At 46.0% G+C, this 16,872-nt stretch carries 11 protein-coding genes; all 11 read left to right on the top strand.

What is annotated here, in order from left to right:
- The first annotated feature begins 259 nt into the window (after window positions 1–259).
- The 11 genes from AC0VYE_RS25250 to AC0VYE_RS25200 all read left to right on the top strand — a co-directional run bounded on the left by AC0VYE_RS25250 (window position 260) and on the right by AC0VYE_RS25200 (window position 16,861).
- A complete protein-coding gene (locus tag AC0VYE_RS25250; RefSeq protein WP_076267698.1) occupies window positions 260–1,246 on the top strand; it encodes an ABC transporter permease in 987 nt (328 codons plus the stop codon).
- A 40-nt stretch (window positions 1,247–1,286) separates the two neighbouring features.
- Window positions 1,287–2,162, top strand: coding sequence for a carbohydrate ABC transporter permease (locus AC0VYE_RS25245; protein WP_475449722.1), 876 nt, complete (start codon window positions 1,287–1,289; stop codon window positions 2,160–2,162).
- A gap of 92 nt (window positions 2,163–2,254) precedes the next feature.
- The gene (locus AC0VYE_RS25240) at window positions 2,255–3,835 is read left to right on the top strand and encodes an extracellular solute-binding protein (protein WP_475443263.1); all 1,581 of its coding nucleotides are present in this window, start codon (window positions 2,255–2,257) and stop codon (window positions 3,833–3,835) included.
- Between the two features lie 129 nt (window positions 3,836–3,964).
- Window positions 3,965–5,755 carry a sensor histidine kinase gene (locus tag AC0VYE_RS25235; RefSeq protein WP_475443262.1) on the top strand — a complete coding sequence of 597 codons (1,791 nt, stop codon included), beginning with the start codon at window positions 3,965–3,967 and terminating at the stop codon, window positions 5,753–5,755.
- Window positions 5,749–6,534: a response regulator transcription factor gene (locus tag AC0VYE_RS25230; protein WP_475443261.1), complete on the top strand. Its 786-nt coding sequence runs from the start codon at window positions 5,749–5,751 to the stop codon at window positions 6,532–6,534. Before AC0VYE_RS25235 ends, AC0VYE_RS25230 begins: the two co-directional genes overlap by 7 nt.
- Window positions 6,531–8,927 carry a glycoside hydrolase family 95 protein gene (locus tag AC0VYE_RS25225; protein ID WP_475443260.1) on the top strand — a complete coding sequence of 799 codons (2,397 nt, stop codon included), beginning with the start codon at window positions 6,531–6,533 and terminating at the stop codon, window positions 8,925–8,927. The genes AC0VYE_RS25230 and AC0VYE_RS25225 overlap by 4 nt, the downstream gene beginning before the upstream one ends.
- Before the next feature lie 484 nt (window positions 8,928–9,411).
- Entirely contained in the window at window positions 9,412–10,122 is a 711-nt protein-coding gene (locus AC0VYE_RS25220) for a metallophosphoesterase family protein (RefSeq protein ID WP_475443259.1), read from the top strand.
- 282 nt (window positions 10,123–10,404) lie between these two features.
- Window positions 10,405–11,586, top strand: coding sequence for a polysaccharide lyase 6 family protein (locus AC0VYE_RS25215; RefSeq protein WP_475443258.1), 1,182 nt, complete (start codon window positions 10,405–10,407; stop codon window positions 11,584–11,586).
- 21 nt (window positions 11,587–11,607) lie between these two features.
- Entirely contained in the window at window positions 11,608–13,962 is a 2,355-nt protein-coding gene (locus AC0VYE_RS25210; RefSeq protein WP_475443257.1) for an AraC family transcriptional regulator, read from the top strand.
- Between the two features lie 172 nt (window positions 13,963–14,134).
- Entirely contained in the window at window positions 14,135–15,805 is a 1,671-nt protein-coding gene (locus AC0VYE_RS25205) for a type 2 periplasmic-binding domain-containing protein (protein WP_475443256.1), read from the top strand.
- A 102-nt stretch (window positions 15,806–15,907) separates the two neighbouring features.
- On the top strand, window positions 15,908–16,861 hold the full coding sequence (locus AC0VYE_RS25200) for an ABC transporter permease (protein WP_475443255.1): 954 nt from the start codon (window positions 15,908–15,910) through the stop codon (window positions 16,859–16,861).
- The last annotated feature ends 11 nt before the right edge of the window (window positions 16,862–16,872 follow it).

Raw genomic sequence — 16,872 nt, 5'->3', positions numbered from 1 at the left:
AGCTCCAAACGTTTCGTTAAGTTATGCAAGCTCAGTCTAATAAGTAAAACTTTGAACATGGGATGCTGCTTGGCCGATACGGAGAACCAAACGAATAGCCCAACTGAAGCAAATTCCAAATCCCCTAATCACTTAGGGGTTTGGGATTTTTATGTTTTATGTACAGCACCTTAATATCGGATACCTAAGTGCTTATAAATGATCCGTATTCATTGAATGAAAACGTTTTTATAATTAAGCCTATAGAAAGGAGGCAAACATGAAAACGAATTCACAACCTGTTACAAAAACCTCTCTAACTAGTCCTTTACCAGACACATTCAGCAGACGTTTCAGAAAGCAGATCACGTTTCAAATATTTGTGTGGCTAGGACTAGCGTTCTTGTTAGTGTTCTCTTATATCCCAATGTTTGGAATATTGATGGCTTTCAAGGATTACAGCATTTCATCAGGCATTGCAGGCATTTTTACAAGCGAATGGGTGGGATTGCGTTATTTCGAAGAACTAGTTAATGATTACAACTTCCCAAGCTTGGTACGCAACACACTCTCGATCAGCATCCTTAAATTGATTTTCTCGTTCCCGGTTCCGATCCTGCTTGCCATCATGCTAACAGAGGTTCGAGGATCGTTCGTAAAAAGATTCGTACAAACGGCCAGTTACCTGCCGCATTTTATATCATGGGTAGTCGTATCTGGTATCGCTTTTGCATTCTTCTCCTCCGAGACGGGACTGATCAATGAAGGGCTGATGTCGCTTGGTCTCATTGACAAGCCGCTCGACATATTGACGAACCCGGATTCATTCTGGGGGCTGGCGGTGAGCACGGCCATTTGGAAGGAAGCCGGCTGGTGGACGATCATCTTCCTTGCCGCGATTGCCGGAATTGATCCTGGACAATATGAAGCTGCTGAAATAGATGGAGCTGGCAGGTTGAAACGCATTTGGTATGTGACACTTCCGAATATGAAGGGCTCCATTGTAATCGTATTGATTTTATCCATTGGCAGTATTTTAGGCGGCGGTTTGGTAGGGTCTAACTTCGAGCAGGTCATGCTGTTTGGCAATGTGCTTAATAATGAAAAATCACAAATTATTCAATCATATGCCTTTAATACCGGGCTTTCGCAAGGACGCTTTGCTTTTGCAACTGCTATTGATCTTATACAATCCATTATTTCTGTAGTGTTGATCGTCACCAGTAATGCGATAGCGAAACGCTTCTCAGGCTCTAGCCTCTATTAGACCGTTTAAAATGACATGAAAGGGGGAGATGCCCATGAGAATGAGTAGAACGACGGAGGACAGAGTTGTAGACACAGTAAATTATGTGTTGCTTGGTATCATTGCTATTCTGACATTGTATCCATTCTATTACGTTCTGATTGCCTCGTTTAATGTTGGCGAAGACACAGCTAGAGGCGGGCTCTACTTTCTGCCTAGGCAATTTACCTTTGATAATTACACCTATTTCTTTCAAGAACCGAAGTGGATTCGCGCGTTTGGGGTTACCGTTCTGCGTACCTTAATCGGTACTCTATTAAGTGTCTTATTTACTAGCATGGTAGCATACGGCTTGGCTAAGAAGGACCTTATTTTTCGCAAGGGCTATTACTTAATAGTAATCGTGGCAATGAATGTCACAGGCGGCTTGATTGCTTATTATGTTGTGCTGAAAAGTATAGGTTTGCTCAATACGTTTGGCGTTTACGTAATCCCAACTATGCTCAGTATCTTTTTCCTTATGATAGCCGTATCGTTTTTTCAGGAAATACCGTTGGAGCTTGGGGAATCGGCGCGAATTGATGGCGCAAGCGAGCTTCGAGTATTCCTTAAAATAGTACTGCCAGTATCGCTTCCTTTGATGGCAACGATGGGCTTGTTTCTTGGCTCTCAGCAGTGGAACTCTTGGCTCGATTCTGCCTATTTCGTTCAGAAGGATACGCTGCGAACGATTACGTATCGGATGATGGAGGTTATTAATCAAACGATGCTTCCCGGTGACGCGAATGCGGCGCAATATACGGCACAGCTTTCTGTGACGCAGTTTTCCGTACAGGTGACGGCAATGGTCATTTCGATATTCCCGATTATGTGCGTCTATCCATTTTTACAAAAATATTTTGTGCAAGGCATGATGTTGGGATCCGTAAAAGGTTGAAAAGTTGGAGCAAAGGCAGCGACGCTTCTTACGAGTTGCGATACGCTGTCTATTCCATATACAGTATAATAAGCATAAGGGGATGAACGGAAATGAAAAAGAAAGTGTCAAAAAAACCACTTGCTATAATGGTTGCGGTTACATTGTTTGCTGGATTGCTTGCCGCATGTGGCAGCAACAATGGAAATCAAGGAAACACGAGTACAGGTACTAATGTTAAGGACAATAACGGCAATACATCCAAAGAGGTTGTTACGCTTGATTTGTTTGTTGATCAAACCTGGTGGCCGCTTAAAGATTTCAAGGGCAAGATTCCAGATCAAATTACGCTTAAAACGGGAGTGAAATTGAATATTACGGTTGCAACCGATGAGAAGCAGCTTCCGCTCATGATCGCGTCAGGCGATCTTCCCGATCTCGTTGCAACAGGAACCGGCGCGCAAATCAAACGGTTGTCCGATCCAAAAATGTCCTATAGCTGGCAGGATCTAATTGATCAATATGCACCGGACTTCAAAATCGATCCGGAATATATCGCAGTGAACACAGAGGAAGACGGTAAGTATTATACGATCCGTAATAATTTCTCCACAGCAGCTGAGTGGAAAGCAAACGAAAAATATGCACTTACCGACGGAGCTGGTATAACCGTACGTTCCGACATTATGGAAGCGATTGGAAACCCCGAAATTAAAACAATGGAAGATTTTAATACGTTGTTAGGCATGGTGAAGACAAAATATCCAGATATGATCCCGCTGGTACTCAACCCAAACCCAGCATGGGCGAAAGGCTATATCGGCATGCAATTCGGTGCAATGAAAGATGGAATGGTGGAGAAAGATGGCAAGCTGGTTCATGCGCTTCGGACGCCGGAGCTTGAACAAATGTATCTGTACATGAACGAATTGTACCGCAACGGATATATTAAAGCGGAAAACTTTGCTTACAAAAATGAAGATCAAGCTAAGCAAATTATGACAAGCGGTAAAGGTTTCGCTTATGCATGGACGACAAGCGGCGCAAGCAGAATTGGTGCAGAAACAAAGGATACGAATTACAAATGGATGCAGCTGCCGGCCAAAATCAGTGAAAGCTTTAAAAGTGAGCGTTATGGAAGTGGATGGCAGGGCGTATTCATTACGAAGAAAAATAAGAACCCTGAAGCTGCGATTAAATTGATGCAATTTCTACTTTCTGATGAAGGACAGCGCTTGGCGCTTTGGGGCATTGAAGGAACAGATTATAATATGAGTGAAGACGGAGGGTATCCTATCTTTACTTATGACCGTGCAAGCGACGAAGTGAAAAATAGCATGGGAGTATACTGGTGGGGTCTATTAGCTGGCAATGCAGTTAATGAAGCACTCGGTACTTATGTGCCTGGTACAGAGACTACAAAAGCGAACCAAGAACTTAGCGCATTAACAACCTTCATGCCTGAGATTGGTCTCGTGCAGCCTGCGGCCGATTCGCAGGAGCAGGTAACGACGAACAATATCACGAACATGATTGATAACGAGGAAGCCAAAATTTACATGGCAACTTCGGAGGAAGCGGCTAAGAAAGCATTTGAAAATATGGTGAAGCAAGCCGATAAAATGGGTATGGATAAGCTGGAGCAATGGGCGAATACCAAATATGAAGAGGTAAAAGCAAACTTCAACAAATAGAATGATTTATGCATAGCGACTTATGTTTAGGAAAGCGGCGGGGTGGAAGCTCAAGCCGCTCCTATCTATTGAGTGGCATTTTATAATGGACGGAATAAAATCTAACCTGTGACAATGGAGCGGAGTACTATGCGAGTTATAAGCAAACAACTGGATAAAATTCGCCATATGCGCATCGTTCCAAAACTTATCATAGGTTATGTGATGCTTATTTGTGTTCCGTTTGTTGTATTTGGATATATTTTCTACCAGCAGATGTCGGACAATTTGTTGGATCAATATTTAGCCAGTAAGCAGCAGTTATTGGAACAAGCCTATGGGAATTTTGAACTGGAATTATCTAAAATCGAGTCCGCCTATCCGCTATTTCAAAACAATACGAACCTAACCGATTATTTGTCAGGGACATTTGTGAACGAGTGGGAGATGATTTATAACTATCGCAAGGAGATTGGGCCTGCCTTCACATTCATGTACTCTGGCAATCCAATCATTAATGCCATTACCATCTATAAAGACAATGATGCGGTCTTGAAATTACCGCCAGATATTATGAACAAGACTGACTTCTCTGATCCTTCCAATAAGGAATCGCTAAGTGCGCTCTCCCCTGACCGGGGATTGTGGGCTTACCAAGAGAAGGGACTGAACGAGTATCCAGTTATTCATTACACTCAGAAGCTTTATAATGAATCCTACACAAAAGAAATAGGATTGCTTAGAATTGTAGCGAATGACGGGTTATTAAACAGTTTTTTTCAAATGCTTAAGAACGGTGAAACTTCGTGGAAAATGGTCGTCGACACGGATGGGAAGCTGATTTTTGCTGAAGAAATATTAAATTGGAATCCGAATCGAATAACGAAAGCAATAGCTGGAATGCCGAAGAACGGTGTGCGAAGCTATTATATTGACCAGCACAGCTATTTAGTAAATGCCGTTCAATTGAAAAAAATAAATATGACATTAATTGAGATTAGCAAAGTAGGTCCTATGCTGGATTTGAAGACAAAGCAGCGTTGGACGATCACTGTCGGAGTATTGCTTCTAGCTGTACTTTCAGTGTTTTATTTCGGGATTGCATCGTCCATTACCTCGCGGATCATTCGTCTTTCGCGGCATATGAGGAGTGTTGAGGATCCGAAGCTAGCTTTTTATCCAGGTCAAAGCGGAACGGATGAGGTTGGATTCCTTATCGGTGCTTATAATAAGATGATCACAAGAATGGATGAGCTTGGACATAAAGTCCATCGAACGGAGTTAATGAAGAAGGAAGCGGAAATTAAGATGCTTCAAGCACAAATAAAACCGCATTTCCTTTACAATACACTTGAAACGATGCGTATGATGGCCTTAATGAAGAATGAAACAGAAATCGCGGAAATCGCCTTTACGTTAGGCAATTTATTGCGCTACAGCCTATCTAAGGATAATGACGAGGCAACTCTACTTGAAGAACTCGAGAATGTACGCAACTATATTTCCATCCACCGCGTTCGAATAGGGGAGCGCTTACATTTCGAGGAGACCATCGAGGGCAATATTACCAATTTCCGTTGTCCAAGATTTATATTGCAGCCGATTATAGAAAATAGTATTTTGCATGGGCTTGGAAAGATGCGCGGTAACGGAACGATAGTTTTTAAAATTGAAGACAGGCCAGGTGAGGTTGTAATCCGAATATCTGATAACGGGGCGGGAATTAAACCAGACCGCTTGAGTATTATACAAGCAGTCCTTGCAGGTGAAATTCCGATGGACAAAATTCCGTTTACGGGCGGTATTGGATTATTTAACGTGAATGAGCGGATTAAAGCTTTTTTCGGAGGCAGTTCAGGTATTAAAGTTAGAATTGAAGAGAGGAAATGGACGACATTTGAATTAACACTCGAGAAAAGGAGTGAGGATTCATCATGCTAAAGCTGATGATTGTCGATGACGAGCCTGTTATACGAAACGGTTTGCAGTTTATGGTTACGAGCGAGAACACTTTATTTACCAATATCGTAGTCGCTTCAGACGGAATCGAAGCAATGAAGCTGATGGAACAATTCCGACCAGATCTTATGATAACCGATATCCAAATGCCGGAGATGGACGGCTTAGAGCTGATTCGCGAAGCGCAAAGAATGCATGTGAAGCGATTCGTCGTTTTGTCTGGATATGATTACTTCGAGTACGCTCAGAAGGCCATTCGTCTACAAGTAACTGATTATTTGCTAAAGCCGATTCATCAGAAGGAGCTTTCACTTATATTGGGACGTGTCACACTGGAAATAATGGAAGAAAAGCAGCGGGAAGAAGGCTTTGCACGGGGAGATGATGATACTGACGAGGACGATCAGCGCTCGCCTGGAGATAATAATATGAACATTCGTAAATTCAAGGATTTTTTACAGGACCATTTTATGCGTGACGTATCACTTGAAGAAGTGGCTGATCATCTTATGTTACACCCTAATTATGTATGTAATCTGCTAAAGAGGGAAACCGGAATGACATTCGTCTCCTATTTGCGTTCTATACGTATCGATAAAGCGAAAGCATTGCTGAGTAAAGAATCTGATTTCTCGATGGAGCAGATTGCGAAGGGTGTAGGCTATGATAATCCTCGTCATTTTTATAAAGTATTTAAACAATATGTTGGCGTTACCCCTGGCAGTTACCGAGAAACAGCGAAAAGGAGTGAATGTGAATGAATATGTATTTTGACAAGCCGGCAGATGTATGGACAGAGGCGCTGCCTGTTGGGAATGGGCATCTAGGGGCGATGATTTTCGGCGGTGTGGAAAGAGAACGATTACAACTAAACGAGGATACGCTTTGGTCTGGTCCCCCTAAGGGAGATAATAATCCGAATGCATTAGCGGTGTTGCCCGAAGTTAGGAAGCTGCTGCAAGAAGAGCGATATGAAGACGCAGACGAGTTAGCGAAGTCTATGTTGGGTCCCTATACACAATCCTACTTGCCATTAGGAGATCTCATACTCGATTTTTATCATGGCGATCTAGCTACCGAATACAAACGAAGCCTTGATTTGGCGACTGCTATTGCCCGTGTTGAGTTTAAGGTGGGAAATAACCGGATCATTCGTGAGACGTTCTGTTCTTACCCAGATAAGATACTTGTAATGAGATTAACTGCCAGCGAAGCTTCGTCGCTTAACTTCTCTGCTAGGATGCAGAGTCCGCTAAAATATCGAATGTCTGTGCGTGATGATAGTCTCGTCATGAATGGCCGCTGTCCGGATCATGTGGATCCAAGCTATTATTGTACCGATAACCCAATCGTATATAAAGAAGAAGTGGAAAGTGAGGCTATTCGCTTTGAAGCGGGGCTAACAGCAACAGCGGATGGTGGAATGATAGAGCTGGATGATAGCGGTCTGCATGTCAGTAAAGCCTCTTCGGTTATGCTTATATGGACTGCTGCATCTAGTTTTAACGGTTATGATAAGTCGCCTACTCATGAGGGGAAGAATCCGTCCGAGGAGGTTGCGAGACGATTATCGCTAGCGGCAGCACAGTCCTACGATGTGCTGAAGGATAAACATCTTGCCGACTACAAGCCTTTGTTTGATCGTGTCCAATTGCAACTAGATTCGGCTTCGTCGGAACATGAATCAGAGTTACCAATTAATAAACGGATTAGGATGCACGGGGCTGATGATCATGGACTCATAGAGCTATTGTTCCAATATGGACGATATTTGCTTATTGCCAGCTCTCGGAAAGGAAGTCAGCCGGCTAATCTTCAAGGGATATGGAACCGAGAAACGAGGGCGCCGTGGAGCAGCAATTGGACGCTGAATATTAATGCGCAAATGAATTATTGGCTTGCAGAGACTTGCGGATTGCCCGATTGTCACGACCCATTATTCGATTTGATTGACAGTTTGAAAATTAAAGGAAGTGAGACAGCCAAGGTGCATTATGGCATCAGAGGCTGGACAGCTCATCAAAATACTGATATTTGGGCACAAACAGCGCCTGTAGGCGACTATGGGCATGGCGATCCAGTCTGGGCACTATGGCCGATGGCGGGAGCATGGCTATGCAGTCATTTATGGGAGCATTATTTATTTGGCGGTAGTCTCCTATTTCTTAAAGAGCGCGCATATCCGATTATGAAGCAGGCGGCTCTGTTCATAAGTGATTATTTAACGGAGGATCATCAAGGCTCGTTAGTCACATCGCCTTCCACTTCTCCCGAGCATAAATTCAAAAATCCTGCGAATGGCAGCTTGGTTGGTGTGTCGACGGCAAGCGCTATGGATATGGAACTTATTTGGGAGCTGTTTACAAACTGCGTTGAAGCTGCAGAAGTGCTGCAGGTGGATGAGGAGTGGCAGAAGGAGCTGCTCAGCAAGAGAGATAAGTTAGCTCCGCTTCGAATCGGAAGAGGAGGCAGACTCCAAGAATGGTCTGTTGATTTCGATGAAGAGGATCCCCATCACCGCCATGTTTCTCATTTATATGGCGTTTATCCGGGCAGTCAATTTACGAAAGATCACGATAGTGACTTGTTCAAGGCAGCGCGCCGTTCTTTAGAAATTCGGGGCGATGAAGGAACAGGCTGGAGTCTCGCATGGAAAGTTGGACTATGGGCACGCTTTGGCGAAGGCAACCGTTCTCGTAAATTAATTAGTCATTTGCTGCGAATTGTTGATGAGAGGGACCCAGATAGAGGGCATGCTGGAGGAGTTTACCCGAATCTTTTCGATGCTCACCCTCCATTTCAGATTGATGGAAACTTTGGGGTAACGGCTGGCATTGCTGAAATGCTGCTGCAGTCGCATGCAGGGAAGCTGCAACTGCTGCCGGCTTTGCCGGATACTTGGCAGACGGGAAGCGTAACGGGCTTGCGTGCGCGCGGCGGATTCGAGATAGGGATCGAATGGGCAAGCGGCAGGCTTTCGCAGGCCAAGCTTGTTTCAAAGCTAGGACGAAATTGTACGATAGATGCTGAAGTAGAAGTTGAAGCTATCAATAATGGAGTAGTTATAGCTAAGTCGGAGCAGCATATTAAGGAAATTTCTTTTCCTACAGTTGCAGGTGAACAGTATATAATTAGACCAATTTCTGCTTTGTGATATCAAGCTTAATGATCAGACAATTTCCGGACTTTTTATGTATAAGGGTTTCGCAACAAAATGGATAGGAATAGCAAGTTAATCATTTAAACTTCTAAATAGGATGAAAAAAATCCCGCCCTCCTTGAATTTGAGGGTTGCCGAGCACAAACGAGTCACGATTTGAATAAAAGACATTGATGAGCAGGTGCTACGGTAACCTGCTCTATTTATTGAGCTAACGGAAGCTAGTATGAGGCAGCGCGTACGTGCCTTTTTTCTCAAAAATGTACGATCTCATGAGTGACTTTTTTAACATTTGATGTCCATTCCAGAAATTGCAGATAGGAAGTAGAAATATATGAGTGCGGTTTTAGCTTTTGACGATTTATCAAAGTTCCATCTTTTTATATAAAGGAGGGAGAGTGTGCTAGGCAAATGGGAGAACACTTAGAGTGGTGACTTTACTGCTGGGAATATTGAACTTTTGGGAGTTGAACTGATTATGAAAGCTTTAATTATTTCGGATATTCACAGCAACGTCTATGCATTGGAATCGATCCGCAAGGCAGAACAAGGCTGTGACCTGATTTATTGCGCGGGAGATCTCGTAGACTACGGGCCTTTCCCGCGGGAAGTTATCGAATGGGTGCATAAGAACGAAGCGATTTGCGTTCGCGGCAACCACGACGACATTATTATCGACCTATACCGAAACGGCAATAGAGGTCATGATGTGGCGGAGGATGGGATCAAGTGGGCACATTGCAATACAAGGCTGCTCGGTGAAGCGGAAATTTCCTTCCTAGAAAGCATACCAGTCACCCGCACATTCGAAATGGACGGCTATCGTTACACGATGCAGCATCTGTACGACAACTATTTGACGATTGACAGCTTGCCCAAGTACGACGCCTTCTGGGCGGAACGCTACGGCGAGACAACAGAGGCCACAGGAGATCGCCGCATGATATTCGGACATACGCATCGCAGATGCATTCATTATTTGAGCGATTCCAGTTTGTGGCTGAATCCGGGAAGCGTGTCCTACCGCCGTCGCGACGATCCGTCGAAAGAAGCGCACTATTTCACGATTACAGATGGCAAAATTGCAATGAAAAGTCTTGTCTATGACCGCACACCCCTGCTTGAAGCAGCACAAAAGTTGCTGTTGAAGGAAGAAGAGATGAAGGTTGCATACTTTTTTTTCGGTTAAGCGGGCTGGTAAACAGGCAACTGCAAAGGGGACGTATCCACGATTTGATATCGGGATACGTCCTTTCTTATGTTTTGTCCACCGGCAGGTTGCGATTTACAGGTTGCAAGGCGATTATTTTAGCTATTTTTGAGCCTCAGTTTACTTTTTTATGATTGTTTCATTTTTTCACACTATGGCATGGGAAACGTATCTTTCATAATAGAAGTTGTGAAGTTGCTGATATGATCCTGCAGAGGCTGCGGATCATATCAGCCTATTTAATAGGAAGCAGGTGGGAAGATGACTACTATTTATTGGGTGTCGAGCAGCGACGAGTTGGCGGCAGCCATGGGCCGGGCAGAACCTGGTTCCACGATCTTGCTCGCAGACGGCGTTTACGAGCGGAATGAAGACTATATCGTTGAAGGCAAAGTGGGATCGGACACCGCCATATTAAGCATTCGCGCTGTCAATAAAGGAAAAGCGACGATAGCTGGCGAATCAAGTATACGCATCTTGAACTCTGCTTATGTAGAGGTATGGGGACTGCTTTTCCAGGTCGAGCAGCGCGAATCTATCATTCTGGATGGTTCGCGGCATGTGAGGATTGCGCGGAATAGATTTGAGCCGCGACAGGTTGGGGCGGAGTATAGCCTGCTGTCTGTGGTGGGAAGCGGCAGCGGCTGGAACCGGATCGAACGCAACGAGTTCGGGCCAAAGGCCGACCTTGGTCCGCTCGTCATATTTGATGGCGATGGGGAACAAATTTCGCAGCATGATGTTATCGAATATAATTATTTTCATCATATAGGCCCACGAGTCGTCAACGGGTTAGAAGCGATCCGGCTTGGCTTGTCCGGAATCTCTCTCTCGAACGGTTATATTACGATTCAACACAATCTGTTTGAAAATTGCGACGGAGAGCCCGAGATTATTTCGGTAAAAAGCTGCTATAATACAATTCGGTACAACACATTCCAAAACTCCGCCGGCCAAGTGACAGCGCGGCACGGACATGGAAACCGTTTTCATAACAATGTGTTTATCGGTGATGGCATGAAGGAAGAGATGGGCGGGTTTCGCATTTACGGCAACGACCATCACATTTTTGATAATTATATGGAAAACTTAACGTTGGATGCGCTGCTCATTGACGGCGGTAACTACGATGGGGGTCCGGATGGCTATCCGGAGGCGCCGACGCAGCAGGAACTGAGGAAACATTGGCGCGTCTATCGCGCGCATGTCGTGAATAATACGATTGTGAATTGTCGTCATGGCATTACGCTGGGCAAGCGGGTTCCTTATGCGCCAGAGAATTGTGTAATCGCTTACAACCGTGTGTGCAGCAAGGAGCAACAGGCCATATATGAATACCGGCCGTCTCCGGCGGTATGTATCAACAATCAGAAAGCGGATGTCGAGGATATTCGTTGTCCGGCCATTCTAACAAGAATTGACGTCGGTCCCGACTCCGACTAAAGCTAACATGGAGGAGAACCTATGGCCCAAACTCGAAACCGGTGGACGATCTATCTGAAGCAGCTCCGGCACAAAAACCGCAGCGTATTTCTGACCTGGATGCTTTCATACATCTCGGTGCTGCTCGTGCCCATTCTGATCAGCGGCGTTATATACGGCGCGACGCTGAACGTTGTAAAGGCCGAAATTAACCGCGCCAACCAATCCATTCTTGTTCAGATGGAGCAAGCCATAGATAGCCAGTTCAAAGGAATCGAGAGCCTAAGCCTCGAGGTAAGCCTCAACAGGCGAATCGCATCATTTATTTCTGCCGATCCCATTTTGTCTGATTCAGATCACTACGAAATATACCAAATCGCCAATGATTTGCGCGTATATGAAATCGCTAACGATTTTCTTGAAGGCATTTATATTTACTACAAAAACAGCGATACGGTCATCGCCCGCAACAACCGTATGAACATCGAAGCGTTATACGACCATATCCGCCTTGAAGAGCAAATGCCGTTCCAGTCGTTTCAAAAATATTTTGACCAATGGTACATTAAAGGCTACCACTCGGTTGTTGTGTCTGAAGAGAATGAGTGGAGGCCTACGGTCATGTATGCCCAAAATGCGACATCAACGATCATGAATCAGCCGGGAGCTGTCTTGCTATTCATGATTGACCGGAGCAAGCTGCTGGAGCAAGCGTCGGTGCCTGAGGAAGGCACAATCTTTATTCTAGATGAAGACAACCGATTCATTGCGTCTACAGGCGAGTCGCTGGCGGAACCTGCTCTACACTACAGCGATATGCCGGAAGAATCAGGGCAACTGGAGATCGAAACTTCCGGCAGCAAGCTTGTTGCATCCTATACAACCTCTTCCATTACGGGATGGAAATATGTGATGACGCTTCCGGCGGGCGTATACCACCAGAAGATGAACGTAGTAGAGCAATTGACGATCGCAAGCATCTTGCTTTGCCTCATTATTGGCGGAGGCGTGACGTATTGGCTGCTCAAGCGGAATTACCTGCCGATTCATGCGCTCATTCAGAGCTTATCGTTCAAGGCTGGTGTGACATTCGATCGCGGCTCTAATGAATACTCCTTTCTGGAGCAGGCGCTGAGCAGCACCTTCCATGAGAAGGAGGAGCTTCATAACAAGCTGAATCAGCATAACAATACACTCAGATCGCATTTCCTGCAGCGGTTGCTGAAGGGGCAGCTTGACAGCCATATCCCGCTGCACGAATCGTTTTCAGCCTATGACCTGCGCTTCCCGCTGGGAGGATTTTCTGTTATCTTGCTGCGCATTGAGCATTTCGGCAAGTTCCATCGGAAGGATGAGGATCAGGTACATAACAAGCGGTTGCTGCACTTCTTGATCGCCAATGTGGTCGAGGAGGTTGCGCGTAAGTCCGTTAACGCCTATGCGGTAGAGCTGGACCAGGAGCTGCTCGCTTGCATCGTTAACCATCAGCTATCATCGCCGGAGGAGCAGCGGGGGGAGCTGGAGCACATCGCGGAAGAAACGTTGTCGTTCATCGCAAGTCATGCCGATGTCCAGTTGACCGCTGCCATCAGTGCACAGCAGGAGGGCGAATATGGCATCTTCCAGGCGTTTCAGGAAGCGGTCGAGGCGATGGAATACCGTATCATTGCAGGCAGCGGGGGCATTATTCATTATGCGGACCTGAGCGGCAGCGACAACCAGGGGGCTGCTCCGGGTGGTTATTTTTATCCTCTCAAGGCCGAGCAGCAATTGATCGTTATGGTTCGCGAAGGCCAGCTCGATAAGGCGAAAACGTTCGTCGGGGAGATTGTTCAGAAAAATGTTACGACAGAGCCGTATCCTTTCCATACAGCGAAATGTCTCATGTTCGATCTGATGGCTACGCTGCAAAAAGTAATCGGAGAAATCCGCATCGCGGGCAAGCCGGATATGCCTGACGGAGTGCGCGCCATCGAACGCCTGATGCAATGCCAGACGGTTGGGGAGATGCGCAGCCAGCTATACGATATGCTAGAGCTTTTGTGCGGCTACGTTAATAATAACCGCGAATACTGCAGCAATCCGCTAATCGATAAGGTCATGAAATATGTTAATGAGTATTACCAAGACGAGAACCTGAACATTTCGATGATTGGGGAAGCCTTCTCCATGACGCCGTCGTATGTTTCCAAACTGTTTAAGGATCTTGCGGGCGAATCTCTGCTCGACTATATAAACAAGACGCGGCTGGCGCAGGCCAAATTGCTGCTTACCAGTGAGAAATATAATGTCAGCGAAATATCGCTGATGGTCGGTTACAACGATGTGAATACCTTTCACCGGATATTCAAAAAATTCGAAGGCATTACGCCCGGGCGCTACAGGGAAGTTGAGTAGCTCTCGGGCTTTTTTTCAAGAAAAAGCGGTTAACTTGCGGTTTTGCTACCTTCTTTTTTGAGAAATTGCAGTATATTTGAGGTTTTGACAATGGTTTGTAGCACTGGATTAGCGTTACGATGAAAGCGTATTCACACCAACATATTCGATACGAAAAGAACGGAGGGGCACAATGGCGAAAAATCGTAACGGCAAGATGCACAAAGGGCTGAAGCTTACACTGGGGATCACAATGGTACTTTCATTGTTGTTAACCGCATGCACGAGTAATGGGGGCTCAGGCAACAAGGACAAGACAGAGCGAGCTCAAAGCGCCGTCAGCAATACGGGCGGCAATGACGAAAGCAAAGGCAACGAGGGAGCGAATAAGCCGGTTTATCCGCTGGATACCAAAGATACGTTCTCGTACTGGGCTCCAATCAACGGAAACCTGATTACTTTTACAACGAATCTGGCGGAAGCGCCAATCGGGAAGGCGATTGCAGAAGCTACCGGCGTGAAAGTAACCTACATCCACCCGACCGACGGCCAAGCGGAAGAGCAGTTTAATTTGTTGCTCGCTTCCAGCAAACTGCCGGATGTGCTGGAGTACGACTGGAGCATCTATCCAGGTGGACCAGAAAAGGCAATTGCAGACGGGGTTATCGTACCGCTCAACGATTTGATCGATAAATATGCGCCTAATCTAAAGAAGATGCTGGAAGCTGATCCGGATCTGGATAAAATGTTGAAAACCGACAGCGGCCAATATTACGCCTTCCCGATGGTACGCAACTCGGAAGGCGTAGTCTTCCGCGGACCAATGCTGCGCAAAGACTGGTTGGATGAGCTGGGGCTGCAATTGCCTGTCACGATAGATGATTGGCATAAGGTCTTGACGGCGTTCAAAGAGAAAAAGGGCGCCGCAGCACCGCTGACGGCACTATACGCGAACAAAATGAATTTACAGGATGCGTTTTTCGGCGCATACAAAACGTCGCACGGCTTCTATATTGACGATCAGGGCAAAGTGAAATACGGTCCGTTAGATCCGCAGTACAAAGATGTTTTGACGTTGTTCCGCCAGTGGTATTCCGAAGGTCTGATTGATAAAGACTTTCCAATCGTCGAGCGCAACACGCTGGATAAGCGGTTTCTGAACGGCGAGTCCGGCGCAACGGTTTACCTGCTGGGCGGCGGCATGGGCAAATGGCTGGAGTCCGGCAAAGCACAAAATCCGGATTTTAATCTAGCAGCGGCTCCTTATCCGGTATTGAAAGCAGGCGAAAAACCATTCACCGGACAGCGCGATTTCAAATATAACCCGAAAGCAAGCGCGGCCGTGACGACATCAGCGAAAGACCTGGAAACGATCGTAAAATGGCTGGATTTCGCATTTAGCGAGCAAGGAACCTTAATGTACAACTTCGGCGTTGAAGGCGAAAGCTACACGATGGACAACGGCGTCCCGAAATTTACCGATATGATCGTGAAAAACGAAAAGTACACTTCGCAGCAGATGCTGGCGCAATATACGGTTCCGAATGGCCCGTTCCCGATGCATGAGCAAAAAACGACCAACACGTTTCCGCAACAGGACGAGGCGGTCAAGGTTTGGTCGGAGACCGACGCGGAGAAACATATTTTGCCCGCGTTCATTACGCCTACTGTAGATGAGAGCAAGAAGGTAGCGCAGACGATGACGGCAATCAACACGTATTTGGAAGAAATGTTTATCAAATTTTTAATGGGCAACGAACCGCTCGACAAGTTCGACAGCTTCGTGAAGCAGCTGGAAGATATGGGCATTCGCGATGTAATCGACATCTATCAAGGTGCCTTGGAACGCTACAACAAAAGATAACTCCATGTATCGTCTTGCGGCAGGCTGCAGGCCGCCGTGGGGACAGGGGGTGGTGCAACCATCCCCTGCCGATGATGCTGCATGTGGACAGGAGGAGTATAGATGGCTCAGTTGAAGCTGGGACGCAGCAAAGTCGCGCATGCCGGGCGTCTGCCGCTTAATATCGCGAAAGACATAGTTAAGAACAAGTATTTGTACATCATGCTTACTCCTGTTTTGGCATATTTCATTATTTTTCAATATTTCCCGATGTACGGTGCGATTATTGCGTTCAAGGATTTTAATCCCAGGCTTGGAATTGGGGGCAGCGCGTGGGCTGGGCTTGAGCATTTCAGAGAGTTTTTTGGCGGAATGTATTTTTGGCGGGTGTTTAAAAACACTCTGATGATAAGCTTGTACGATCTCGTTTTCGGTTTTCCCGCTCCGCTTATTCTCGCCTTGCTGCTTAATGAGGTGAAAAATGCGCTGTTCAAGCGTTCGGTTCAGACGATCACTTATTTGCCGCATTTTATTTCGCTTGTCATTATTTGCGGCATGATCAAGGATTTTACGAGCAGTGACGGCGTCATTAACGATATTATCGCATTTTTCGGCGGCGAGCGGATCACGATGCTGCTGGAGCCGTCTTTTTTCCGGACGATCTTCGTTTCCTCGAATATCTGGCAGCATGTAGGCTGGGGTACAATTATTTATTTGGCCGCGCTGTCTGCGATTGATCCCGAGCAGTATGAAGCTTGCAAGATCGACGGCGGCGGACGCTGGAAGCAGATGCTTAATGTTACTCTACCGGGGCTGCTGCCCGTCTTCGTTATATTGCTCATCCTGGACATTGGCCGAATTATGAGCGTTGGCTTCGAGAAAGTTATTCTGCTGTACAACCCGACCACTTATGTGACAGCGGATGTTATTTCCTCGTATGTGTACCGAATCGGGCTTCAAGATTTTCAATTCAGTTTCAGCTCAGCAGTCGGATTGTTCAACTCCGTGATTAACTTCGCGCTCGTTATCGGCTCCAACTGGATAAGCCGGAAGTTGAACAATACGGGCTTGTGGTAGAGGAGGGTTCG

The sequence above is a fragment of the Pristimantibacillus sp. Z349TD_6 genome (assembly GCF_056173205.1).
Note: the sequence above shows the minus strand (reverse complement) of the source record. Positions and strands in the feature narration are given on the sequence as shown.